A 24553-nucleotide genomic window follows, 5' to 3' on the forward strand; every position below is an offset into this window, starting at 1 on the left:
CATCGTGGAAATACGGCAATTACCCGTGATCTTGCATATATACGGGTTGAAACCATTTACTGTATATAAACACAATATAAATTTGTGGTTGCAAGGACAGGCATATTAACAATTAGTGAGTCGCTTTTAACTGCCTCAGTCTGCTACATTCTGTTTTGTTGCTTTTCTCTGTGCCCTCTGTGTAACTCTGTGACAATTTTTTTGCTTTTAAACTCTTTGCTTGGCGCTTCTTTTTAAAGAATGGATTCCTGCTAACAACATGCAGGAATGACGGGCTTTGAGGTCGGGTGATAACCTTGGCTCTCACCTCATTTTATTACTGTTTTTACAACTTACTATTCACTGCTTTTGAACTGCTGTTTCTACTCAGCCTAGTACATTCTGATTTGTTGCTTTTCTCTGTGCCTTCTGTGGTGAATAACTTTTAGTTTTTTCGGCGCAGCCGCATTTTTAAGCTCTGTGTACCTCTGTGGCAATGTTTTGCTTTGGCTTTTAGAAAATAATGCTGGATTCCTGCTAACAACATGCAGGAATGACGGGCTTTGAGGTCGGGTGATAACCTTGGCTCTAATCTTATTTTTTACTGTTCTTACAACCTCATACTCACTACTTTTGAACTGCAGTTTCTACTTAGCCTAGTACATTCTGTTTTGTTGCTTTTCTCTGTTCCCTCTGTGGTGAATTGCTTTTAATCTTTTCGGCGCAGCCGCATTTTTAACCTCTGTGACAATTTTTTGCTTTTAAACTCTTGGCTGGGCGCTTCTTTTTAAAGAATGGATTCCGGCTAATATCGTCATCCCTGTTAGTAGTTAACAGGGAACACCAGAATGACGAAATTTTAGGCCAGATCGGGCTTTGAACTCTAGACAATACCTATGATTGATTATTCACAATTTGGCTTAGGCTGCGAATATTACTTTCTAAACCATGATGTTTAGGAAAGGCTTTGGCAGTTTGTCTGAGTAGTTGTAAGGCCTGAGCAAAATCTTGTTGGTCAATATACACTTGAGCTCGGCCCAACATGGCGGGTAGTTGCAATGACTTGATACGTTCAGCACGCTGATAAAGCAGCTCGGCATGAACAAATTGTTTTTGCTGTGTCACCAATTTAGCTAAGGCAAGTAAGGCGTCACCATTGGTTGGATCCAGATTAATAGCCTGCTCAAATGCTTGGGTGGCCGCGCTTAGTTGCTCATCAGCTAAATTCAACATGCCCTGATAATACAACAATTGGCTTCTGTCGTGACTAGAGTGTGGCTGTTTGTGTGCAACGGTACTTTTTTGTATGCTAGCAAGGAGTGGCTCAGCATATTGCCACTTTTTTCTCGTATTAGCCAATTCATGAGTGTTTGAAAGGCTGGCATCGCTAGTTGCGCAGTATCTATTAGTTCTTCAAGCAACACCAAAGCGCGCGGATAATTGTGTAGTTTGAGGTGAACTTGCGCCGCTAATTGTTTAGTTGACGGGTTGTCGTCTCCTAGGCGCATGGCGACTTCCATGCTGGCGATGGCAGTGTGTTGATCTTTGCTTTCAATGGCTAAGTTTGCTCTTTGCAACCACAGCGCTGCGTCATTTGGTTTATCGGCTAGGATTTGTTCCAACAAGCTTTTTGCTGGCACAAATTGCTTACTGCGAATGAGGGCAAACAGTAGCCCTTGTTTAATATTGCTATCTTGGGGGGCCAGCATTAACGCCTGCTGATAGGCAGCCACAGCACTCATTGGGCTGTCTAGTTGCATATTGAGGTAACCGAGTTGAGCAAATAATGAGGCATTGCCCGCCCCCAAACTAATGGCTTTGATCAAATGTTGTTGGGCTTTTCTAGGCTTTTTCAGTGGTGAAATAAAGTGTGGCTAGCCCTTGATGTGCACGTACTAAATCTGGCATCGATGCCAAGGCTGTCTGAAAGCTCTCATCTGCTTTGGCATAGGCTTTTAGCTGCATATTTAACTGTGCATTTAATAAGTGTAACGCCGGGCTCACCGACTCAGCACTAGAAATATGCTGCTGTAACAAACCTTGTGCTTCAGTGTATTGATGACTATTAAGCAACGGCTTAACTTGCTGGGCCAGCGGATACTCTTTCGCACTAATTTTGCTTTCTCTACTTTCTAGGGGGCTTGGCTCAACGGCAAGATAAGATCAGGTTGAGGCACAATGAGTTGTAAATTTGCGGCATGAACCTGTAATGTTAACAGTAGCAAAAATGGTAGTTTAACCAACAAAAGTGTATTTCTCATGAATTTCCAAACTCCATTGGCCAAGTAAAAGTGGCGCGTACTGGCAAGCCATCTTTTTTGGGCGAGGTAAACCGGGCTTTATGCATTAGGTCTTCAACAAGGGGCGCAAGCTCTGGATAGGGATTGTGAACAAAGCCTCGTAAAATCACCTTGCCGCTTTCTTCTATTAATACATCCAGCTCTACTTCTGCAGAGCGTATCCCTCTGCGCAATAAGCTTTGTGGATACTTGATAGTAAACTGACTACTACTGGTGAGTAAACGTGGCACATTGTCTAGTTCCTCTAGGCCAAAGGCTTGCCAATCGACCCGTAAGCTATCACTAAAATTAGTTGAAGCCTTAGCTCATTTCAGGAAGCGGTAGATTGGCAAGCTCTGTCTTACCTGCTAATTCTACTTGGGCAAACTGAATCTCGGGCCCAGCTCCATCCACGTTAAGCTCAAGACTGGGCGCAGCGTCGAATTGTGCTTGTTGGTTAGCCGGTGGTGGTGGCGGAGGTGGCGGCGGTACAGCAAGATTGATTTCTCGAACCATGGTTTTTTCTGGCGTTAATAGTTCAGTTTCTTGCAAGGTTATTACTAAACACATCAGTAAAGTGATTAAGCCTAGCGCGCTGACAATGGCGATGATTCTTGTCATTTTCACTGCCCCAACGTTGCTATATTGACTTGTTTAGCCCCAGCAAGTTTGACTTGATCAATCACATTAACAAGCAACTCGGTAGGCACCCTTTTGTCTGCTTGCACCACCACCGCTTTTTGCTGGCTACGAATTAGTTGCGCTACAGTGGCGCGTACCCCAGATACACCAATGTTAGTGCTGTCATACATCACTTCCCCGGTATCACTAATGGCGATTAGAATAACGTTTCGTTGTAATTGCTCAGTAGATACAGCTTGAGGTTTATCAACATCAATACCGCTTTCTCGCACAAAGACGGTTGTCACTATAAAAAATATCAGCAGAATAAACACCACATCTAGCAAAGGTGATAAATCAATACCTTGCTCTTGTACTGCTAGTTGTTGTTCTAACTTGGAACGCATGCTCTGTCCTTGATTTCGGCAATTTCAATTTGCTGTAACTTTTGTTTCAAACTAGCTAACAACAACCAGCCAGGTATCACTAATAACAAGCCTATTTGCGTGGTTAACATCGCATCCGCAATACCGCCACTCAGTAGCCCTTGTTGCTCGGGGTTACCTTGAGACATCTGCGAAAAAATACTGAGTAAACCAGTAATAGTGCCCAGTAACCCTAATAAAGGCAGGCAACTCAAACTCACCTGCAGTGTATTTTGCCAAGCGTTGACCTTTTGTTGCCAGCGACTGTTTTTGTCTTTATCTAATAACAGTTCGGCCAATAAGCTGTAGCAAGCCGCTGCCAACAGTAAAATAACCCACACCACAGTGTTATTTATTAATTGTTCACTGATCATCTTTGTTGCGTCTCCAAATTTCCTAAACGAATAGCGGTGGTATCTAACTGAGTGTTGTAATGCTTAATTTGGCGTGAAATCAAAGCGTGCAGGATCAGTGCTGGTATCGCTACCACTAAGCCGAGCTCGGTAGTTATCAACGCCTTAGATATGCCGCCAGAGACTACGGATGGATCGCCTGCACCAAATAGATTCATCATTTGAAATGTTTCTATCATGCCCGACACTGTGCCCAACAAACCCAACAATGGAGCCACAGCTGCGGTAATGGCAATTGCCCCTAAGCGCGTGGTTAATTGTTGTCGGTGCTCAATCAAGTAAGCCAGTAGCTTGTCGTCTCGTTGTGAAGATTCAGGAGTAGACAACACTATGCCTACCAGCTCTTTTTGTGCCCCTTGCAATTGCTGTTGTAACTGTACAAGGCGCTGGTGTAGTTCTGCTACCGTCGCTGATTTTGCGATAGCATCGATACGCTCTACCAATAAAGGAGTTAAAGGTGGCAAACGCCACAATTGCCACACTTTAGTCAGAGCGATGACCAAAGCAAACAAGGCAAAAAACATAATCGGCATGGCCCAAATTCCACCCCGTTCAATATGTTGCCATAAGCTTTCTTGCTGCTGGCTTAATTGCAAAGCACGGGTTAATGTTGGGTCAAAAGAAAGACTCGCGCGCCCTTTTTGATATAACTCAGCCAGCTGTGCATTGTGTTTGTCGCCATACAAATATTGCACATTATTATCATCATCTAGCAAACCACCTTGCTGCTGTTGCGCATTCCAAAACCATTGCACAGGTCCCAACTTCAAAGTATTCACCAAGATAACTTCACCTGTTTTGTATACCACTTTTTTCTCTGAAAACTGCGGATTAATCGCTGCCTGCTTTTGTGCTGCGTATTCCCTAAGCACTGCCAACCCCTGCAAGCTGTTTTCACTAACTTGTTCAATTTTTGCTGCGGGGAGCGACAATCTTTGTGCTAAGTCCAATAACAAACGTTTTTGGTAGTTGTCTTGGTCACGCCATGTTTTTACACGAGCTTCGATGGTAGACAACGCTAAGGTTTGGTCATCCACCAAACGGCGATTGACCGCAGTTTGTTGACGTAAATCTGCTACTTTTTGTTGCTCGTTTTGCAGCTTGTTCGCTAGTGACTGTTTTTCTTGGCTTATTTTTTCTCTGTTAAGGTCAAACGCTGTTGCGCTTGTTTGATATCAACAATCAAGCTTTGTTTTACATCAACTAAGTCTTGTGCCTGCAGCCCCCCGCTAGATAACCACACAACAGCTAAGCCTAGTAGTTTCAAAATAGGAACAACTACTAAGAATTGCTGCGATAAACACCTGCTAGACTGGCTCATTGGCTGCTTCCTATATTAATCGGCAAGCTTACCCACTGCGCTGTAGCTGGATCGTTTAGCATAGTAATGGTACTACGTAGCGCCTCTACATCTAGCTTGCTGGATTGGTGTTGCCACTGCCAGCCTTGCGGGGTGGTGGTACCTATCCCCCAATATTCGCCACTTTTACTTAAATACCAGCCTTGAGACAAGCCCAAATAGACTTGATCGACCTGGATCTCAACAGCCCTCTGTACACTACTATTTTCGCTGTTAGCCAGTTGCATAGTGGTTTGATGTAGAGCGATACGTTGTTCAAATGACTCTAAGGACTTCAGCAACAATAGTATTTTATCGAGCTGCTCACTGGTTGTTAGCAAACTAACGTGATCACCGGTCAAAGCGTCAATATCCCCCTGCCATTGATGTTTTAGCAAGGGCGGTAATTGCTGGTACATCCCTAACAAAACATCGCTGACTTTTGCAAGTTCGCTCTGCATGTTTTGCTGTACCTGCTCTAGTTGAGTCTGTTGCTGTAACAATTCAGCCCGCTTGTTGATCACTTCGTCGCGCTGTGCCGTATGCTGACCTATGGTTGTTTGTAGTTGTTGGCGCTCTTGCTTCAACAAAATAAGCAGTTGGTCTTGCTGTATTTTGCTTTCTTGCCAGCGTTGACTTAGTTGCTGTTGCTGCTGTTCTAGTTGCGTCCACTGTGCGACTAATTTATCTAAATCATCTACTTGCTCGGCAGCATTTAAGGCGCCACTAAAGGCCCACAAGATCACTAATAACTTTTGCATAAAACGTTTAACCTTAAAGGTGATTTCCAACAAACAGGATCTGACTTCATCTTAGTCCTAGGTCAGTAAAAAATAAGTACCTGTCACTGCTATTCCATAAACATCACTGACCTGTCACATCACAAGCAAGTGATAAATACGCTCCCTGCGAACTTGAATTAATTCTACCTTTATAAAATTTTAATGCAAATGCTATTGCGAATTATTATCATTAACAGTACATTAAAAAGGATTCGAGCAGTCACCTCGTGCTTACACAATACTTAAGAACATTAAAATGTTAGGAAAAACAATGCGTTTAAATAAACTACTCTCGGCTGTGCTACTTGCCACCGCATGTACTACCGCCTATGCCCATACACCATACTTAGCGCCCGCAACTTTTGAGCAGTCAAGAGCAGATAGAGTGACCTTAGATGCTGCATTTGCAGAGGCTTTTTTTGTACCTGAGGCCGCTTTCAACAACAGTATTTTCACGGTCTTAACACCTGAAGGAAAAACCCTAAACCCTGATAACATCGCTAAACTTCAGCTGCGAACAGTGGTAGAACACCAATTAACAGAAGATGGCACTTATAGGTTTAGTACTGGCAAACGTTTAGGCCGTGTGTTCAAAATGTATGAGCTAGATGGCAAACGAAAGGCATTAGAAAACCCAGCTGATCCAGTGCCTGAAGGTGGCAAATTAGTGTCCTTCTTCCAATCGTTAACCTACAGGCAGAAACATACGTCACTAAAGGTGCGCCAGACCAAACAGCATTGAAACCGTATGGCGTAGGCTTAGAGTTTATTGCTCTCTCCCACCCTAACGAATTATTTGTCAATGAAAGTCTAAATATGATTAGCCATTTTGACGGTAAACCTCTAGCTGATTTGCAAGTTGATATCTATGCCGCCAACGATCAATTCAGTGATAACAAGCCTTCGTTCTCAGTCAACACCAATACACGGGGTGAATTTAGCTTTACCCCTAAAGAGCAAGGAGTCTATTTGTTGCGAGCACGACATAGAACCGATGCGCCCGCTTCCTCTGCAGCACCGCAAATTAGTAACACTTATACCTTAGTCGTCGAAGCTGTCGAATAACCAATCAGGAAAAACATCATGAAACATACCATTTTAAACAGTCTACTCAGTGCACTAGTCATAACTAGTACGGCGGCTACCGCGGCCTCACATAATAAATTAGTTTTTCTAAATGAATACGACCTTGATGGCGATGGAGACTTAGTTTTAGCAGAGTTTGACCATGCCAGAGAACGCCGTTTTAATCAAACTGATGAAGATAACAGCGGTACAGTGGATGCCAATGAATACCTTTTTGAGTACCAAAACCGTATGGACGACCAACTAGCGAAAGACAGATATGGTCAGGTAAAACAAACCATAGTGCGCTTCAATGCTCTAGATAAAAATCAAGATGACCGAATGCAGTGGGACGAATATCAAGCCTCAGGAATACGCAGTTTTAACCGATACGATGTGAATCAAGACGGTGTTATCAATCAGTTAGATCCGCAACCTGAAAATCGCTGGGAACATGCGCGCAAAAATCAGGTGAAAACAGCAGAACAGTTGGCGCAAGATAAACGAGACAAGTTGTTACGAGCGAAGCGTTTGTTACGTATGCCTACCACCCACGATCGCCAAGGGTTCTTTACTAAGTATGATTTAGACCAAAATGACATCATCACCGAAGATGAATTTTCGCAAAAACGTCGTGCAGATTTTGACCGTACAGATGAAGACAACAATGGCTGGTTAACTGAGCAAGAATATACGTTTGAATATGAGAACCGCTTAGATCAACAAATAGCTCGTACTCGCAAAGCCGCCATTAAACAGACCCACGTTCGCTTTGGCATTTTAGACAAGGACAAAAATGGCAGTATGACCTTGGGCGAATATCAATTGTCTGGACACCGAGGATTTCAGCGTTGGGATACAAACCAAGATGGAATTGTGAATAATTCAGATCCGGCTCCGAAAAAGCGTAAAGCAAAAACAGCCAAATCAACAGACTACAAATCATAATTCTGAGCGACGACAGCCAAGTCGTCAATTAACGGTTAAATCAACAGCTAGCGCTTTACCAACCCAAAGTGCTAGCGAACAAACGCGAATAAAAAAACTCATGTATAAACAATTCATTATCCAAAGCGTAACCCTCTTAGGCTTGGCAATACATAGTTTTGCCTATGCCGACAGTAGCTTTATCCAACACTATGAAAATGTACTAGGCACCTCTATGGATATTCACATTCAAGGCGCTACAACCGAGCATGCTGAGGCAGCCATACAAAGCACACTGAGTGAAATTGAGCGCTTAGAGAATATCCTTTCCACTTGGCGCAATAACAGCCAAATCAGTCAGTTGAACCAAAGTCACAAATTAGCAGGATTACCCCCTGAACTTCTGGAGGTCATTCAATTGTGTGAAAAATGGCATTCGCTCTCTAACAAAACATTTAGCTGTCGCCTTGGTAAAGTGAAACAGATTTGGCAACAGGCTGCAGAGCAACAAATAGTGCCAGACAGGGTAGCATTACGTTATCAAGCACGAGATATTCAGCGGGCTGAAGTAAAAATCAGCCCTGAGCACAAGCAAGTGGATTTAGGCGACAAGATAGTGCTTGACCCATCAGGTATTGCCAAAGGCTTTATCATTGATAAAGCGGTTGCTCATTTGCACAACTTGCTGCCCGCAGCTAGTGCCATAAAAATTGACATTGGTGGCGATGCATTTTATTGGCAACAGAATCAACACGAGCAAGTTTGGAAAGTAGCCATTGCTGACCCGCTACACACCATAGATACAACAGAGCAGCCATTATTCACCTTAAATCTATCGAGTATGGCTGTTGCAGCTAGTGGGCATTCTAGTCGTTATGTGGAAATTCAACGAAGAAAATTCAGTCATATTCTGTCAGCTCAAGACGGTTGGCCGCAAGATAATGCCCCAGCCGCAACGGTCATTGCACCTGATGCAGCCACAGCAGATGCTATTGCCACAGCCTTAAGTACGCAGTCGTTATCCACCGGCATAGATTGGGTCAATCAATTAGAGGATGTTGAAGCTTTATTAGTATTGCCCAACGGCTTAAAAGTCGCGTCAAATGGCTGGCATCAATACGTTGCCACTGACAGTAAAGGCAGCAGTCCAGCTCCCGCTGTGCTAGAAATTGAATACCAAATCCCCGTGCTTGAGGCGGTCAATTATCATAAACCATACTTAGCAATTTGGATTAGTGATAGCAAAAATAACAGCGTGCGTAATCTCCTATTACTTGGAGAAAGCAGCCGTTGGGCAAAAGAAAACAGTCGTTGGTGGCGACGAGTAGGTCGAAAAAACGAAAACCTCTTAGATGGATTAGCTCGCCCTACTCGCCGCCCAGGTCATTATCAAGTTAGTTGGGACGGATTAAACGATGCAGGTCAAATTGCTAGCCCAGGCAGCTACTACTTAAATATTGAAGCGGCCCGAGAAGGCGGAGGCCACGATTATCAGCGTGTAACCTTTAGCTACAATCAGCAAACCAATGATCCACAATTGGAATCGAAGCAATTACAGGCTAAAGGCGAGATGGGTGCAGTACACCTGCAAATTCAGCCCCAATCAACGGCCTTTTTGCCCACTGTTTCATTACTAAATAACCCTTAACACATTATGCCTAATTCGCAGGTGGATTAACCCACCCCTCAAACTAAATACGAATCACACTCATTTGCATTATTTAAGAAAAAGGAAAACACATGCTTTACAAAAAACCTTACTTGCAGCTGCGTTAGCTACTTTACTCAGCCCAACTATCAGCGCTCAAGTTAGCTTAGAAAAAACAAAAGTAGGTAGCCAACAACAAAGCAATAACAAGCAAAATATTCAAGTCCTAGATGCAGATACGGTGGACTCGCAAATGATTACCGATATAAACGACACCGTCCGGTATATTAGCGGTGTGTCAGTGAATAATACTGGTAACAGATTTGGTGATAACGGTTTCAATATACGCGGTATGGAAGGTGATGCGGTCGCTATTACGTTAGATGGTTTATCTCAAGGCGAGAGTCTTAATCCCACTACTTTTAGTCGCTATGGCATGTACAGTTCAACCCGAAATGCAATTGAACCAGAAAGTGTTAAAAGTATTGAGATAGTCAAAGGAGCCAGTTCAATCCTAGCCGGCAGTGGCGCCTTAGGTGGTGCCGTTATGTACACCACTAAAGATGCCAGCGACTTTTTACCAGCCACTGGCAATGCCACAGCTGGTAATGTCAAACTCGGGTTTGATGGACGCAATAATGAAACCTTGGCCAGTTTAGCGGTGGCAAACCGCACCGGTAATTTCGAAGGTTTACTTATTTTTACCCAGCGCGATGGAAACGAGACAAGCGCACATGGCAATGGTGCAGATATTGAAGGTGCCGAGCGTGGTCAAGCTGATGCATTTGAGCAAGAAAAACAAAATGTGTTAGTTAAGCTCTCTTATCATTTGTCTGAACAGCAAGAATTAGGCGTGGTGTTTGAGAACTTTGAAAGTCAAACACTTGGCACGCCATTATCCAGACAGTCTGCAAGCTACTATGATTTTAACAATACTGATGACTCTGATCGTGAACGCATAGGTTTGTTTTACAAGTGGCAAGCCAATAATGGCGCATTTGATAACCTTGAACTGACACTCAACCAGCAAGAAATCTATACCACTGGCATCACAGCATTTTCCTTTGGTAGTGGCGATACCGCTTACTTGAGAGTTGAAGATAGAAACTATACTCAAGAGTTAACTAATTTTAACCTAGACTTGGCTAAATCTTTTCACTCAAGTAACACCAGCCATGACCTTATTTATGGACTGACCACACAAAGTACTGAAGTAGAAAATCACTTACAAGACGTTCGTTACAATGGCTTAACTAAAGACACAGGCCTGAGAAACGGCTATCCCATTGTCGACCCTTCTTGGGTGCCTAAAACTGACAGCGATACCTGGACTCTTTATGCACAAGACACTATTTCGTTAAACCAGCAGTTCACCATAACGGCGGGGTTACGCTACGACGACACCCGTTATTCTCCACAAACTGACGAGACCTTTATTGACCCAACTGGCTCGGTAAAAGATGCGGAGTTTTCTGCCCTAAGTGGGCAGTTAATGGTTAATTATGAATTTCAGCCAAATCATCATTTCATTGCCAGTGTAGGCAGCGGTTTTAAAGCCCCGACTACCCAACAATTGTACTTAAACACCAATGGTAGCGATGAATTTGCAGATAGTGAACGAGTTGTAGACCCTGACACTGGTAGTGTTTCTTACATTCCTAACGGACGGGTTGAAACCGATTTAGACACAGTGACCAACCCTGATTTAGAAGCTGAAGAGAGCATTAATTATGAGCTGGCGTATCAATGGAATAGTGACAAAGGTAGCCTTAAGCTTAGTGCTTTTCGTTCAGATTACAGCAATATGATCATCAATATTAATCAGTCTCGAAATTTTGCTACGCCTATCACCTCTGCAACACTCAATACTCGCGTATCAGGTTGCAACGATACTATTATCGGCGACGAATGCTGGACTGTGTCACAAGTCACTGAAGATACCTGGGGCGTGCCCACTAACACGGGTGAAATCACAGTTGAAGGTTTTGAATTAGATGCTACGTGGAATATCACACCACAATGGTATGCGAGCCTCTCTCACTCTCACACGTCTGGCGAATACAACAATACTGTTGTGGGTAACTCTGAAAGTAATGTGAATGCCTCCTTCGAAAAAGGCGATCCGTTGGAAAGCATTGCGCCTGATAACACTGTCGTAGGACTGAACTATCATTCTGGTGACTATAATTGGGGCCTCTCTAGTTATGCCAGATTGATTGACGGCAAAGACCAAGATGATAGCTACACTGCCGTATTCTACAGCGATAGTGCCACGGTGATAGATATTATGGCTTGGTACAATGTTTCAGACAACTTGAAACTACGAGCCAATGTGACCAACTTGTTTGATGAAGAATATTCACTATGGCAGAAAGTAAGAAATGTACGTGAAGGCTCTGGTGGATTCTTTGGTGGAGTAACAGGTGACGGAATAGACCGATACTCAGAGCCCGGTCGCCAGTTCGCGGTCACTATGACATACACTTTTTAAGCTGAGCTTATTTACACTTTTAGCTGTGATTAATAGCAACGCCAAATAGGTAACCAGAGCTCAAGATAAATAAGCTGAATTTTGGATAAGCCGAACCTCTGGATAACGCACTTTTGTGTCTAGCGGTGTTGGATTGTTTAGCTTAAACAATACTTCTTATCTAGAGCTCAGGTAACTTAGCCCCTTAATAAGTGTCGAAAAGCATTTTTTGCACAATATGAAGGTATTTGACGGGAACAACCGAGGGAATAACAATAAGTGCAAGGACGCACATATCATGGTTTTGTCAGAATAGCGTGGAATTTTTCGACATAATTACTGTTGGTTGTGATGTAAATTATACAAAAGCTCAGCTTCGGCAAGAGGCATTTCACATTCACGCATCACATCTTCGACTGTCGCGCCCTGACTAATCAATTTCACCCCTTTATTATAAAATCGGCTTTGGGGATCTTGTTCGACTATATTTTGCTGGGCGTCACGCAATTGTTCTAACTGACTGGTTAAGTCTTTCAAACGACTTACTGTGGCGTAACTACCGGTTCTAACCTCGTGTAACTCATTAGCAAAATTACTAATCTTTTGGGAATGTATAGCCAATTGCTGTGATTGACTATCAAGTAAGCGAGCTTGCGTTCGATTAGTCATTATGACTTTGATCAATAGGATCACCAACAAACATGATATGCCTACCGCAACCAAACTTATCACTATTGCTAGGTCCATATCTATCTCGTTTCTAGTTAATGAATTAAAGACTACTTCAGGCTAGCTAATATTCGCTAGCCAAATCCAGTGCTTTGCTAAATGTTAATGATTTCACTCCATTCATCATCACTTAGTAATTTATTCAAATCGACTAGGATCAACAATTGTCCATCTCTATTGCTTACGCCTTGAATGAATTTCGCACTTTCTTCAGTCCCCACGTTAGGCGCACTATCAATCTCAGAAGACCGTAAATACACCACTTCAGCTACGCTGTCGACTAAAATACCCACCACTTGATCGTCTGACTCGATAATCACCACACGGGTACTATCAGACACATCGGCAGAAGGCAAACCAAAGCGAGACCGGGTGTCGATAACAGTTACTACATTACCCCTTAGGTTAATAATGCCTAGTACATAATCCGGTGCACCTGGCACGGGAGCAATTTCTGAATAACGAAGTACTTCTTGTACTTGCATGACATTAATACCATAAGTTTCTTCGCCTAACTTATAGGTCACCCACTGGAAAACCTCGTCACCATTTGCTGCTATAGTATTATTTGAACTTCGCTCATCATTCATTCCGATTGCTCCGGCCTAATATAAGTTAATCATTACTGCTTAAACCTTGGTTTAACATACTTATCATTTGTTGTACGTTAATCAAGGCACACATTTTCTTTTTTACCATTCCAAATAGCCAAGGGCGACTACCTTCAACATTGCGCCACTTAACATCGTCCGGCATTAATGTTTCGGTCGTTATTAAGTTCTCACAACCTAATCCCCAACCACTTTCACCTAATACTATAAGATATTGATATTTTGTCGATTCTGCCAGTTTATCAACAGATTTTTCTGGCATTATCCACTTTGTAGTATCCACTACATTATATTTTTCTTCACGGTGTAATAATACACCTTTAAACCAACTTGGTTTACCAAATAAAGGGTTGACGCTATTCATTTCATGAATGCCGCCTAATTCAGTTAGTGGCACCGCCAAGGTTAACCCTGCCACTTCAAACAATAAAACTTGAAACTCCGTCTCTGGGATCTTAGGAGCAATGACTTTATTTTTGACTATCGACTCTTCTTCGACCTCAGATAAAATAACTTTAGCTTGTAAAGGCTCGACACTGGGCGCTGACATTTTATCGAGTTCAAATGGCTCACTTCTTGGAGCAGGCGCAGTTTTTAATAGTGTCTCGACAGACTGTCGATGCAAGTCATCAACCGCAGGCTCATCTGTCAACAATGCAGACATATAATCTTCCATCACATTTTCATTTGCAAAAGGATTACGGCTCATTGTTTCGATCCAATTTGATTAAGTAAGTCAGCAAGGCCGTATAAGCTAATACGCCTCGAGATTTAGGGCTAAACACCGAAGGGGGGCTCTGGGCTTGGCTAGCATCTCTAAATTTAGTATCGATAGGGATCACCCCTTTCCACACAGTACTTTCATAGGTTTCATTCAGCGTGCGAAAAGCCTCTGTTGCCGCCTTGACGCGCCTATCATACATAGTTGGCACTATGCTAAACACCAAGTTTTTGGCCAGTGACTTTTGTACTAATTCCAATGAGTGCATTATTCGGTCTAAACCTTTCAATGCAAGAAACTCGGTTTGCACAGGCACAATAACACGATCACACGCAGCAATAGCGTTAATCATTAAAACCCCTAACACTGGCGGACAATCAATTATAACAAAGTCAAATTCGTCTGAGATTTTATCCAACGCGCGACGTAAAATTAAGCCCATTCCACTTTGCGTGCCTAACTTTCGATCGAGCGTAGCCAAGGCCATAGTGGCTGGTAAAATATACAAAGAGTCTAATTTAGTTGGGCATAAACTATCCATAATCATCTCTTTGTTTAACGTTTTGGCGCCATTAAATACGTCATACAAACTTAAACTAAGTTGCTCTGAATCAACCCCAAAATAATAACTCATCGACGCCTGAGGGTCGGTATCAATAATTAACACCCGTTGCCCGGCTTGAGCGAGTAGCCCGCCCAATGTCACCGCAGTAGTCGTTTTGCCTACCCCGCCTTTATGATTGGCAATCGTCCAAACTACCAAGTCCTTCTCCACCAAATACTTATGAAGAAGCAATTTACCTGAAAAATATGGGATACATATTGTTGTGGTTGCACTGTCATTTTATCATTTCTTTTTGGATAAAATTTGCCATCTGCGCAATATCATAATTAACCTCAGCAATGTTTGAAACAGTGACAGCTTGAGGCATACCATACACTACGCAGCTATTTTTATCTTGCGCCCAAATGGTGGCTCCTTTAGCCTTCAACGCTCTGCAACCTTCTTTTCCATCCGTCCCCATTCCGGTTAATATAACCGCCAGTACATTGCCTTGGTAGACCTTAGTTAACGAGGTAAAGGTTACGTCTACGCTGGGTTTATAGGTCTGGGCTGTGCCCTCAGTCGTATCTACAATAGTAATTCTTGCCGCATTTTCAGGCCCCGACACGACCATTTGTTTTCCACCTGTACGCCAAATAACAATGGCCCTTTTTTAGAACATCGCCGGTTTTTGCTTCGCTAATAGTGATTTTACACAAGTCATTTAATCGTTTAGCAAATGCTTCAGTAAACGTCCCAGGCATATGTTGTACTATCACAATCGGCACGGGAAACGTTGCTGGTAAGTCAGTTAATATTTTTTGCAATGCGATAGGCCCACCTGTTGAGGCGCCTATCGCTAAGCATTGGTATCTTTTAGCGCTACTAAAAAATGCAGCCCGCGACTGCCCGACCTTGGACGCAATACTATCGACTGAGCTAGTAATGCGAGGCCGCGCGCTCAGTCTTGACGTTGTGGGCAATGTGGTTTGCCGAGCGTGTCTATGGTGACTAAACCCCAGTCTTTTATTGCGACAGAGTGCTTTCACCCTATTTTGTAATAATAGAACAGCTTCTTTTCTGTTTAACGCTATATCTTCAAATTTCTTAGGCAGAAAATCTAAGGCACCAGCATCAAGCGCATCCAATGTTGCCTTAGCCCCTTCACTCGTTAATGAAGAAAACATTAAGATCGGTACAGGAGAATTTGCCATTATTCTTTTGACTGCGGTTATACCATCCATCACAGGCATTTCGATATCCATAGTCACTACATCTGGTGTGAGAGATACCACACTTTGAATCGCTTCTAGGCCATTTTTAGCTTCACCTACTACTTCTAGCTCAGGATTTTCTTCTAGTATTTTTCTTATTCTTTTACGAAAAAAAGTTGAATCATCAACTATTAAGACCCTGTACACCATTTTTAGCTATTCTGCCTATATTAAAAGTCACTGTTATGCTCACTTGACCCAATGCTTAAGATTTTTTAACCGCATACCTTTTCAATAGGCCTTAAGCACATCTAATATCAACGCTATGCCTCCATCACTTGTAATTGTTGCACCAGCCATACCTGCACGTACCTTGCAACAATTCATCCAAAGGTTTGATCACTACTTCTTCTTGTCCAATTAACGCATCTACTACAAAGCCAAGTTGCTGAGTGCCTATTTGAACTACCACTACATGACCTTTAGATTTATCTATACTGGCTGTGTTCTGTTTGCGGCCTAGCCATTCACTTAGATAAAAAAGAGGAATGGCCTTAGAGCGCACAATCATAGTCAGTTGGCCGTCAACGGTATTGGTTTTGGTAATATCCATATTAATAATTTCATTTACCGAACCAAGCGGGAGCGCAAAGGTTTGGTTGCCTACCACGATCATCAAGGTTGGCAAGATAGCTAAGGTAAGAGGGACTTTTATCTCTAATGTGGTCCCTACGCCCATAACTGAATCAATATTGACAGAGCCGTTAAGCTGATTAATTTTAGTTTTCACCACATCCATGCCCACACCGCGGCCTGACACTTCTGATATTTCAGTTTTGGTGGAAAACCCTGAGCAAAAATCAAGTTAAATGCTTCCATGTCGGTCATGCGTGCGGCAGCATCTGCATCTAATACACCTCTAGAAATAGCAATTTCTTTGAGCTTTTCGGGATCCATTCCTTTGCCGTCATCGACTATGCTCAAAAGTATGTGATCACCTTCTTGAGATGCTGACAATTTAACCGTGCCTAAAGTAGGCTTGCCGGCTTTCTTACGATCTTCAGGCATCTCTATACCGTGATCGACAGAATTTCGAACTAAATGCACTAAAGGGTCAGCCAAAGCTTCGACTAAGTTTTTGTCTAAATCTGTTTCTTCACCTTCGAGTTCAAGAGTAATTTCTTTTTTCAAGGTTCTGGCCAAATCTCGCACAACACGCGGGAATCGCCCAAATACTTTTTTGATTGGCTGCATGCGAGTTTTCATCACTGCACCCTGAAGATCACCGGTCACGACATCTAAATTAGCAATGGCTTTGGTCATGCTTTCATCGTTGACATTGACACCTAAACTCAATAAACGATTTCTCACTAACACCAATTCGCCAACCATGTTCATTATTTGATCTAGTCGTTTTGTGTCAACTCGAACAGTCGTTTCTGCCTAGGGTGCCGCTGGCGCTTTTTTCTCTTCTTTTTTGACTTTTGCTGCAGCGGTTTTGGGTGCACTTTCTTGCGCCTGTGGCGCAGCGGCTTTTTTCGCTACTGGAGTAACAGGTGCCACTTTTTTAGTTTCTTCTGGGGGGTTGCTGGCGACTGCTCACTCTGTTTCGCAGGCCCTTTACCTTTGCCGTGTAATTCATCTAACAGTGCTTCAAACTCATCATCGGTAATTTCCTCACCAGCGTCCGCATTTGGTTCTGGCACGACTATCACTTCAGGTTTCGCTGGTTTTTCATCTGTTTCATTACCAAGGAATTGACCTTTACCATGCAATTGATCAAGTAAAGCTTCAAATTCATCATCGCTAATATCGTCATCACTGGACTCAATAGTCTCGACTCTAGCTGGCGTGTCTTTTGCTGACGGAGCTTGATCACCATGTAATTCGTCTAACAAGGCTTCAAACTCATCCTCGCTAAAATCATCTCCAGCACTGGGACTTTGTTCCGTTTCAACAGCAGTAGATTGAGTTTCTTCGGGTTTTGCAGGAGGTTGAGAAGAAGAAGCCTCAGCAGCCGTTTCAGGCACACTAAGTCGGGTTAATGTTTCTATCAATGATTGCTCAGCTGCCACTAGAGGTTCGCCGGCCTTAACGTTATCAAACATTTGAACAACGTTATCTGTAGCTTGTAAAATAACATCCATCAACTCTGGGGTGAGTGTCCGTTGGCCATTGCGCATAACGTCAAAGACATTCTCTGCACCATGACAAATTTCTACTAACTCGGTTAATGACAAAAACCCAGCGCCACCTTTTACAGTATGATACCCGCGAAAAATTGCGTTAAGTAAATCGGCATCTTCTGGGTTGTTTTCTAAATCAACGAGCTGCTCTTGTAATTGTTCCAATATCTCTCCGGCCTCAACCAGAAAGTCTTGAAGTATTTCCTCGTCAACATCAAACGTCATTTTATCTACCTCTAAAATCCAAGACTCGAAAGCAAGTCATCAACATCATCTTGATCTGACGCGACATCTTCTCTGCTCTTAGCATCCATTATTGGGCCTTCAGCATTAATACTATCGACTTGCTTTTCAGATTTATTAGGCTTTTCAGACGAATTATCACTGCCTTCAACTTCAAGCCCACCGAACATTGCTAGCATGTGTACTAAACTATCTTCGACTTCTTTGACTATCTCAATCACTTTTCGTATCACTTGGCCGGTAATATCTTGATAACCTTGAGCAAGCAAGACTTCAGTTAATAGCTGGCTCAATTTAGCTAACGCTTGATTACCTTCTTTAAAGAAAACACCAATATCTTTTGTCAGTTGATTAAACTCCCCAAGCTGAAGGTTGCGAGCAAGTAACTTGTCCCACTCAGGCTCAAGGTTTCCGACATCTCCCGCCAATTTTTCTACTATTGGCATGCATGTGTCCACAATATCCATAGTTTTATTCGCAGCATCTTCAGTAGTTTGCATTACGTAACTTAAACGTGTTTTTGCATCTGGGATACTTTGATTGGCCATATCAACGATACGTGGATCAAGTTGAAAGTTATTTAGTGAATCATGCAATTGACGGGTTAATTTACCGACTTCTGAAAATAACTCGAGCGAGTTGTTTTGACTGGTCTCGTCAAGCAATTCATAGGCTGCTTGATTGTTACCTGCCTCAATTAAAGAGACCAGTTTTCGTGCATTTTCTAATGAAATTGGCGGTCTGTTCATAGGTGCCATACAGTCTGCTCTCTCAATCAAGTCTGTTGAAGTTAACCCAAACGTTCGAATATCTTCGCCAATTTCTCTTTAAGTGTAGCTGCAGTAAAAGGTTTAATAACATAACCATTTGCCAGCTTGCGCTGCCGCAACAATTTGCTCTTCTTGGCTTCAGCTGTCACCATAAGCACAGGAAGATGTTTTAAATCGGCGTCTGCTCGAATTGCTCTAAGTAAATCAATTCCTTGCATACCAGGCATATTCCAATCTGTGATAACAAAATCAAAAATACCCTGTTGCAACATGGGTAATGCCGTATTTCCATCATCCGCTTCTTGTATATTGGTAAAACCAAGATCTTTAAGCAAATTCTTTATGATTCGTCGCATTGTCGAAAAATCGTCAACAACAAGAATCTTCATATTTTTATCCAAAACCACCTCCGGTGAGGACCCAACCTCTAATTTAATTCAATTACTATTTTCGTTTATACGCCAAGATTGCATTCTAGACTTAAGCTTTAACATAGCTTGGCTGTGAATTTGACTGACTCTGGATTCACTGACTTCCAGTACTTCTCCAATTTCTCTAAGATTTAATTCTTCATCATAGTAGAGGGAAAGAACGATAGCCTCTCTCTCTGGTAAAGTGGTGATAGTGTGCGCGAGTGCTTTTTGGAATGAGCCTTGTACTAAATCATCAAAAGGCGAATTCGCCCCTTTGGTTTGCTCGGTCGTTACCACATCTTCAGTAACACCTAAATCTTCCATTCCAATTATTTTTCCAGCGTTAACTTCGTTTAACATCTGGTGATAACTTTCAATACTCACTTCTAATTTTTCAGCGACATCGACATCTCGAGCATCCCTACCCGTTTCTCGCTCAACCTGATTGATGGCTTCTGTAATTGCTCGACCATTCTTGTGCACTGATCTGGGAGTCCAATCGCCTTTGCGGATCTCATCTAGCATTGAGCCTCTGATCCTGATCCCAGCAAAGGTTTCAAAACTTGCGCCTTTACTACCATCGAAGTTTCTCGATGCTTCTAGTAGTCCAATCATACCGGCCTGTATCAGGTCATCAACAATAACGCTAGCTGGTAATCTAGCCATTAGATGATGAGCAATACGTTTAACTAACGGAGCATGGCGTTCAACCAAGTCGTTTTTGTCAGCCAGTTGTTGATAAGCAGAAGCTTTACTATTCACCGGTCGTTACCCGCCTTATCCTTAGATACCAGTTGCTCTAAGAAGAACTCCTAAATGGCCTCCCGGCTGATTGGGGATAGGCCATTCTATGGCCTTTTTAGCTAGACGACGAATAGCCATCGCTGCAGGAGATGTAGGATAAGCTTCGACAATAGCCTTTTGCTTTCTCACCGATTTTCGTACATTTTCATCAAATGGTACGACAGCAACTAATTCCAAAGCGACATCTAAGAATCGATTCGTCACTTTGGTCAACTTAGAGAATAATTCATCGCCTTCACGCATGCTACGTACCATGTTAGCAACAATTTTAAACCTAAATATGCCGTGCTCTTTATTCAAGATTTTAATCAGTGCATAAGCATCGGTTAGTGAAGTTGGTTCATCACACACTACCATCAGAATATCTTGTGAAGCTTTCGAAAAGCTCAACACCATATCCGTGATACCGGCAGCGGTGTCAACGATCAGCACATCAATTTGTGCTTGCAACTCACTAAATGCTCTTATTAGTCCAGCGTGCTCAGTAGGCGTTAATTCAGCCATAGACTGACTACCGGATGTTGCGGGTGCTATTTTGATGCCGTAGGGACCTTCGACTAACACTTCATCTAACGTACATTCACCAGACAACACATGAGAAAGATTCTTCTCAACTCTTAGTCCCAGTAAAACGTCGACATTGGCTAAGCCTAAATCCGCATCCAGCACCATCACACGCTTACCCTGCTGGGCAAGTGAGATAGCAGTATTTAATGTGACGTTAGTTTTACCAACGCCGCCTTTACCGCCAGTCACGGCGATTACTTTAATTAATCTAGATTGATTCATTCTTCTTAAGCTACTTGCTTGGTCCTCAATCATACTGCCACTGCTGCATTTGTAATGTGATTTGTGTCAGTATGAAGTAAACCGAATTTTTTATAAAGCTTTGCAGCGCTTGTAATTAAAAATTTTGTATCTGCTGGTTGCATATCTTCGGGTACTTTCTGTCCATTGGTTAAATAACATACCTGCAATTTGTTTTCGATTGCCACACTAATTGCCTCTCCTAGACTGTAACATTCGTCTAATTTAGTCAATATACACCCCTGCAAGGAAACCTGTCGATACTCTTTAATCGTTTGTTGCATTACACGATACTGACAGTTGGCCTGCATCACTAAATATTTTCTGATTGTAACACAAGAATTCTGTTTAATTGTATCTAACTGTTTGATTAGCCTAGCATCTTGTTGGCCAAATCCAGCGGTGTCAATTAATACTAAACGTTTATTTCTAAATTGATAAAGTAAATCTGACAATTCACTAGCATTCTGCGCTTTTTTCACGTTACAGCCAATAATTTTACCGTAAGTTGCGATTTGTTCAAAGGCACCAATTCTATAATTATCGATTGTCACTACGGCGACTTGCTCTGGACCATATTTTTGCGCAGCTTGGGCCGCTAATTTAGCCACCGTTGTAGTTTTACCTGTACCCGTTGGGCCCATCAACGCAACAACACCAGCCTGAGATAAAATGTCATCTGGCTTAGTTTGTAACCTATTGGCTAATAACTTAAGTAAAAACAACCATGCTTCACGTTCGTTGGCGGACTCGGGAGCGTATGCCACCACTTCTTCAGCTAAGCTGTTAGAGATCCCCATCTGTAGTAATTTTTTAACCAGATAGCTATGCAACGGATGCTTGCGGTTGTTTTCTTGTTCGATAAGCCCGGACACCTGAAACTGCAAAATGTTTCGCAGTGAAGACAACTCTTGGCGCATTTCTTTAAGCGCTAAACTTTCTTGTCCACTCGCTGCAATTAATGGTTGTGGCGAAGCAACATGAGATTTCTGTGTCGGTTGAGACGGTCTAGAGGGCTCTGTTTGTTTTAAAGCAGCTTGCGATTGCTTCTCAAGTAAGGCCTTTAAACTATCTGGGCCAGTATCTCCAATAATTTCACTTAAGGTAGGAGTACTGACCTGAGCATTTGCCCCATTGGCAGAGGCCGGTTTAGGTGATGGTTTTATTTGCGCATCAGGCTCTTTGTCATAAGCAGCAACTATCTCAATACCATCTGCATGCTTTTTATTTGACATGATCACTGCGTCGCCACCCAACTCGTCTTTGACTTGTTTGAGCACATCGCGCATGTCTTTTCCATAAAAACGTCTGATTTTCACATAACCCCCTAATGTGCGTAAAATGTGTCAGTTTATTGACCCACAGCACTCACTATTTTAATTTGTTTATCATCAGGAATTTCCTGATATGACAATACATGCAAACCGCTGACTGAATGTTTTAAAAACTTCGATAATACTGGACGTAACATCCCTGAAGTGAGTAAAACCGCGGGCTCGCCTGCCAACTCTGCTGCTGCGCAGCTTCATTCAGTGAACCTTGCAGTCTTTCTGCTAAGCCAGGCTCTATACCAGCACCTTCAGCCCCACCAGCTTGTAATGACTGGTGCAACATCTGTTCCAACTCTGGAGCCAAGGTAATGACGGGTATTTCTGCTTCGCCATTATTAATTTCTTGAACGATCAATCTCTTCAGCGCAATTCTCACAGCAGACACCAAGACATCGGGGTCTTGGCTCTTCGGCCCAAATTCGCACAGTGTTTGCACTATGCTGCGCATATCCCTAATTGGCACACCTTCATATAACAGGGTCTGCAGCACTTTCACGACTGTACTTAACGGCAAAAATATCAGGCACTAGGCCTTCAACCAACTTAGGACTTTGCTTAGCCAGTAAGTCAAGCAATTGCTGCACTTCTTCATGCCCTAATAGTTGATAGGCATTATTCGTTAACAGTTGGCTTAAATGTGTGGCTACAACAGTGGCAGCGTCTACTACGGTATAGCCTAGTGTTTGCGCATGCTCTCTTTGTGACGCTTTAATCCACACAGCTTCGAGCCCAAAGGCAGGATCGGTGGTGGCTTTACCTTCTAATTTGCCAAACACCTGCTCCGGATTAATTGCTAACTCATCATCATGACTCAGTTCTGACATCCCCACAGTCACCCCTAGCATGGCAATAGTGTAGTTGTTCGGACTCAAATCTAAGTTGTCACGAATGTGCACCGGCGGGATCAAAAAACCTAACTCTTGAGATAGTTTTTTACGTACACCTTTAATTCTGGTTAACAGCTCACCACCTTGCGCTTTGTCAACTAATGGGATCAAGCGATAACCCACTTCTAAACCAATAGTATCTACGTGCTGAACATCATCCCAACCTAACTCTTTGATCTCTTTCGGTTGTGAGCTTGGCTCAGGCAGTTGACTGGTAACATCTGGCTCATTTCTGCGTTTCTCAGCTAACCAATGAGAGTAATAAGCATAACCACCAACTGCCGCACTAAACCCTAAAAAGGCAATATGTGGCATACCGGGCACAATCCCCATTACAAATAAAATACCACTGGTAATGTATAAGGCCCGTTGATTACCTAGTTGTTTACCAAGCTCTAAACCCATTTCTTGAGAGTCATTTTCACGGGTTACAATTATCGCTGTGGCCACTGATAAGAGTAATGAAGGGATTTGAGCAACTAAGCCGTCACCGATAGTCAACAGTGTGTATATTTCGATCGCTTCAGAAAACGCTAAGTCATGCTGGATCATGCCAATAAACAAACCACCCACTATGTTTATTAACATAATAAATAAACCTGCTACGGCATCACCTTTAACAAACTTTGACGCACCATCCATCGAACCGTAAAAATCAGCTTCGCTTGTAATTTCCAAACGACGTTTACGGGCTTCATCAGAATCAATAAAACCGGCATTTAAATCTGCATCAATCGCCATTTGTTTACCTATAGCATCGCATCCAATGTAAACCGTGCACTGACTTCTGAAATTCTGCCTGCACCTGCGGTTACCACTTTAAAGTTAATGATTAATAAAATGGCAAACACCACTATACCAACAGCGTAATTACCACCAATAACCACAGCACCAAATGCTTCAATCACTTTACCTGCAGCGGCCCCACCTTCATGCCCCTCCAGTAACACAATTCGAGTAGAGGCAACATTCAAGGCCAATCTAAGTACGGTGGCGATCAATAACACCAGAGGAAAAATGCCAAAGTCGACCGGTTTTTTGGTAAATACAGACACTAAAATAACCACTAAAGACAAGGCTATGTTGAAGCTAAACAGAATATCTAATAAGAATGCCGGCATCGGCAAAATGACCATACCCATTATAGCGAGCAATACGATAGGCGCCCCTAAGCCAGACGCTGCAGACTTAAACTGGTTTCTATCAAATCGATTCAAATACGAAGTTAGTTGCATAAACGAAAATTTGACGCTTTGTTACTTTAGGATAATTAACTTATCTAAAAGCAACTACTGCGCCAAGTATTCAAAATGAATGTAAGTAACCTGGATCCTGGATAAGCCGA

Annotated in this window: 23 protein-coding genes and 4 pseudogenes; 5 read left to right on the plus strand and 22 right to left on the minus strand. The window is 42.7% G+C overall.

Annotated elements, in window-relative coordinates:
• Nucleotides 1-873 precede the first annotated feature (873 nt).
• The 10 genes from RS130_RS18830 to RS130_RS18875 form a co-directional block, all read right to left on the minus strand.
• Nucleotides 874-1230 carry a tetratricopeptide repeat protein gene (locus RS130_RS18830; protein ID WP_316027192.1) on the minus strand — a complete coding sequence of 119 codons (357 nt, stop codon included), beginning with the start codon at nucleotides 1228-1230 and terminating at the stop codon, nucleotides 874-876.
• The gene (locus RS130_RS18835) at nucleotides 1206-1805 is read right to left on the minus strand and encodes a tetratricopeptide repeat protein (RefSeq protein ID WP_316027193.1); all 600 of its coding nucleotides are present in this window, start codon (nucleotides 1803-1805) and stop codon (nucleotides 1206-1208) included. The genes RS130_RS18830 and RS130_RS18835 overlap by 25 nt, the downstream gene beginning before the upstream one ends.
• Nucleotides 1806-1821: 16 nt before the next feature.
• On the minus strand, nucleotides 1822-2052 hold the full coding sequence (locus RS130_RS18840) for a hypothetical protein (RefSeq protein ID WP_316027194.1): 231 nt from the start codon (nucleotides 2050-2052) through the stop codon (nucleotides 1822-1824).
• Nucleotides 2053-2236: 184 nt separating this feature from the next.
• The gene (locus RS130_RS18845) at nucleotides 2237-2509 is read right to left on the minus strand and encodes an energy transducer TonB (RefSeq protein WP_316027195.1); all 273 of its coding nucleotides are present in this window, start codon (nucleotides 2507-2509) and stop codon (nucleotides 2237-2239) included.
• Between the two features lie 70 nt (nucleotides 2510-2579).
• Entirely contained in the window at nucleotides 2580-2879 is a 300-nt protein-coding gene (locus RS130_RS18850) for a hypothetical protein (RefSeq protein WP_316027196.1), read from the minus strand.
• A gap of 2 nt (nucleotides 2880-2881) precedes the next feature.
• Complete coding sequence (locus RS130_RS18855) at nucleotides 2882-3286, minus strand: ExbD/TolR family protein (RefSeq protein ID WP_316027197.1); 405 nt, start codon at nucleotides 3284-3286, stop codon at nucleotides 2882-2884.
• Nucleotides 3271-3678 carry a MotA/TolQ/ExbB proton channel family protein gene (locus RS130_RS18860; protein WP_316027198.1) on the minus strand — a complete coding sequence of 136 codons (408 nt, stop codon included), beginning with the start codon at nucleotides 3676-3678 and terminating at the stop codon, nucleotides 3271-3273. The genes RS130_RS18855 and RS130_RS18860 overlap by 16 nt, the downstream gene beginning before the upstream one ends.
• Nucleotides 3675-4757, minus strand: a complete 1083-nt coding sequence (locus RS130_RS18865) for a MotA/TolQ/ExbB proton channel family protein (RefSeq protein WP_428982809.1) — start codon at nucleotides 4755-4757, stop codon at nucleotides 3675-3677. The genes RS130_RS18860 and RS130_RS18865 overlap by 4 nt, the downstream gene beginning before the upstream one ends.
• Before the next feature lie 89 nt (nucleotides 4758-4846).
• A complete protein-coding gene (locus RS130_RS18870) occupies nucleotides 4847-5038 on the minus strand; it encodes a hypothetical protein (RefSeq protein WP_316027199.1) in 192 nt (63 codons plus the stop codon).
• A complete protein-coding gene (locus RS130_RS18875) occupies nucleotides 5035-5817 on the minus strand; it encodes a DUF3450 family protein (protein ID WP_316027200.1) in 783 nt (260 codons plus the stop codon). Before RS130_RS18875 ends, RS130_RS18870 begins: the two co-directional genes overlap by 4 nt.
• Nucleotides 5818-6109: 292 nt before the next feature.
• Between RS130_RS18875 and RS130_RS18880 the strand changes: the two genes are divergently transcribed.
• The 5 genes from RS130_RS18880 to RS130_RS18900 all read left to right on the plus strand — a co-directional run bounded on the left by RS130_RS18880 (nucleotide 6110) and on the right by RS130_RS18900 (nucleotide 11969).
• On the plus strand, nucleotides 6110-6580 hold the full coding sequence (locus RS130_RS18880) for a DUF4198 domain-containing protein (protein ID WP_316027201.1): 471 nt from the start codon (nucleotides 6110-6112) through the stop codon (nucleotides 6578-6580).
• Nucleotides 6577-6903 carry a DUF4198 domain-containing protein gene (locus RS130_RS18885; protein WP_316027202.1) on the plus strand — a complete coding sequence of 109 codons (327 nt, stop codon included), beginning with the start codon at nucleotides 6577-6579 and terminating at the stop codon, nucleotides 6901-6903. The genes RS130_RS18880 and RS130_RS18885 overlap by 4 nt, the downstream gene beginning before the upstream one ends.
• A gap of 18 nt (nucleotides 6904-6921) precedes the next feature.
• Nucleotides 6922-7851 (plus strand): EF-hand domain-containing protein, encoded by a 930-nt coding sequence (locus RS130_RS18890; RefSeq protein ID WP_316027203.1) that lies wholly within the window; start codon nucleotides 6922-6924, stop codon nucleotides 7849-7851.
• Nucleotides 7852-7993: 142 nt separating this feature from the next.
• Nucleotides 7994-9478, plus strand: coding sequence for a DUF2271 domain-containing protein (locus RS130_RS18895; protein WP_316027204.1), 1485 nt, complete (start codon nucleotides 7994-7996; stop codon nucleotides 9476-9478).
• A gap of 64 nt (nucleotides 9479-9542) precedes the next feature.
• Nucleotides 9543-11969, plus strand: coding sequence for a TonB-dependent hemoglobin/transferrin/lactoferrin family receptor (locus tag RS130_RS18900; protein WP_316027205.1), 2427 nt, complete (start codon nucleotides 9543-9545; stop codon nucleotides 11967-11969).
• 315 nt (nucleotides 11970-12284) lie between these two features.
• Here the strand turns inward: RS130_RS18900 and RS130_RS18905 are convergent, their stop codons facing one another.
• From RS130_RS18905 to flhA, 12 genes and pseudogenes are all read right to left on the minus strand, one after another.
• Entirely contained in the window at nucleotides 12285-12695 is a 411-nt protein-coding gene (locus RS130_RS18905; protein ID WP_316027206.1) for a DUF2802 domain-containing protein, read from the minus strand.
• A gap of 77 nt (nucleotides 12696-12772) precedes the next feature.
• The gene (locus RS130_RS18910; RefSeq protein ID WP_316027207.1) at nucleotides 12773-13267 is read right to left on the minus strand and encodes a chemotaxis protein CheW; all 495 of its coding nucleotides are present in this window, start codon (nucleotides 13265-13267) and stop codon (nucleotides 12773-12775) included.
• A gap of 25 nt (nucleotides 13268-13292) precedes the next feature.
• Complete coding sequence (locus RS130_RS18915) at nucleotides 13293-13997, minus strand: chemotaxis protein CheW (protein ID WP_316027208.1); 705 nt, start codon at nucleotides 13995-13997, stop codon at nucleotides 13293-13295.
• The gene (locus RS130_RS18920) at nucleotides 13987-14772 is read right to left on the minus strand and encodes a ParA family protein (RefSeq protein WP_316027209.1); all 786 of its coding nucleotides are present in this window, start codon (nucleotides 14770-14772) and stop codon (nucleotides 13987-13989) included. The genes RS130_RS18915 and RS130_RS18920 overlap by 11 nt, the downstream gene beginning before the upstream one ends.
• 76 nt (nucleotides 14773-14848) lie before the next feature.
• Nucleotides 14849-15977: pseudogene (locus RS130_RS18925) on the minus strand (protein-glutamate methylesterase/protein-glutamine glutaminase).
• Between the two features lie 55 nt (nucleotides 15978-16032).
• Nucleotides 16033-18178, minus strand: a pseudogene (locus RS130_RS18930) (chemotaxis protein CheA).
• An 11-nt stretch (nucleotides 18179-18189) separates the two neighbouring features.
• Nucleotides 18190-18945: a protein phosphatase CheZ gene (locus tag RS130_RS18935; RefSeq protein WP_316028096.1), complete on the minus strand. Its 756-nt coding sequence runs from the start codon at nucleotides 18943-18945 to the stop codon at nucleotides 18190-18192.
• Between the two features lie 41 nt (nucleotides 18946-18986).
• A complete protein-coding gene (locus tag RS130_RS18940; protein WP_428982810.1) occupies nucleotides 18987-19355 on the minus strand; it encodes a chemotaxis response regulator CheY in 369 nt (122 codons plus the stop codon).
• Nucleotides 19356-19403: 48 nt separating this feature from the next.
• On the minus strand, nucleotides 19404-20141 hold the full coding sequence (locus RS130_RS18945; protein WP_316027211.1) for an RNA polymerase sigma factor FliA: 738 nt from the start codon (nucleotides 20139-20141) through the stop codon (nucleotides 19404-19406).
• Nucleotides 20138-21005: pseudogene (locus RS130_RS18950) on the minus strand (MinD/ParA family ATP-binding protein). Before RS130_RS18950 ends, RS130_RS18945 begins: the two are co-directional and overlap by 4 nt.
• Nucleotides 21002-22309 carry a flagellar biosynthesis GTPase FlhF gene (gene flhF / locus RS130_RS18955; protein WP_316027212.1) on the minus strand — a complete coding sequence of 436 codons (1308 nt, stop codon included), beginning with the start codon at nucleotides 22307-22309 and terminating at the stop codon, nucleotides 21002-21004. The pseudogene RS130_RS18950 and the gene flhF overlap by 4 nt, the downstream one beginning before the upstream one ends.
• 32 nt (nucleotides 22310-22341) lie before the next feature.
• Nucleotides 22342-24443 (minus strand): annotated as a pseudogene (gene flhA, locus RS130_RS18960) (flagellar biosynthesis protein FlhA).
• Nucleotides 24444-24553 lie beyond the last annotated feature (110 nt).

The sequence above is a fragment of the Paraglaciecola aquimarina genome, assembly GCF_032464635.1.
Classification (GTDB): Bacteria; Pseudomonadota; Gammaproteobacteria; order Enterobacterales; family Alteromonadaceae; genus Paraglaciecola; species Paraglaciecola aquimarina.

Coding starts and splice junctions, on each gene's coding strand:
- RS130_RS18850 (WP_316027196.1), bottom strand. CDS start 2,879: ATGACAAGAATCATCGCCATTGTCAGCGCGCTAGGCTTAATCACTTTA.
- RS130_RS18855 (WP_316027197.1), bottom strand. CDS start 3,286: ATGCGTTCCAAGTTAGAACAACAACTAGCAGTACAAGAGCAAGGTATT.
- RS130_RS18860 (WP_316027198.1), bottom strand. CDS start 3,678: ATGATCAGTGAACAATTAATAAATAACACTGTGGTGTGGGTTATTTTA.
- RS130_RS18870 (WP_316027199.1), bottom strand. CDS start 5,038: ATGAGCCAGTCTAGCAGGTGTTTATCGCAGCAATTCTTAGTAGTTGTT.
- RS130_RS18875 (WP_316027200.1), bottom strand. CDS start 5,817: ATGCAAAAGTTATTAGTGATCTTGTGGGCCTTTAGTGGCGCCTTAAAT.
- RS130_RS18880 (WP_316027201.1), top strand. CDS start 6,110: ATGCGTTTAAATAAACTACTCTCGGCTGTGCTACTTGCCACCGCATGT.
- RS130_RS18890 (WP_316027203.1), top strand. CDS start 6,922: ATGAAACATACCATTTTAAACAGTCTACTCAGTGCACTAGTCATAACT.
- RS130_RS18905 (WP_316027206.1), bottom strand. CDS start 12,695: ATGGACCTAGCAATAGTGATAAGTTTGGTTGCGGTAGGCATATCATGT.
- RS130_RS18910 (WP_316027207.1), bottom strand. CDS start 13,267: ATGAATGATGAGCGAAGTTCAAATAATACTATAGCAGCAAATGGTGAC.
- RS130_RS18915 (WP_316027208.1), bottom strand. CDS start 13,997: ATGAGCCGTAATCCTTTTGCAAATGAAAATGTGATGGAAGATTATATG.
- RS130_RS18935 (WP_316028096.1), bottom strand. CDS start 18,945: ATGAACAGACCGCCAATTTCATTAGAAAATGCACGAAAACTGGTCTCT.
- RS130_RS18940 (WP_428982810.1), bottom strand. CDS start 19,355: ATGAAGATTCTTGTTGTTGACGATTTTTCGACAATGCGACGAATCATA.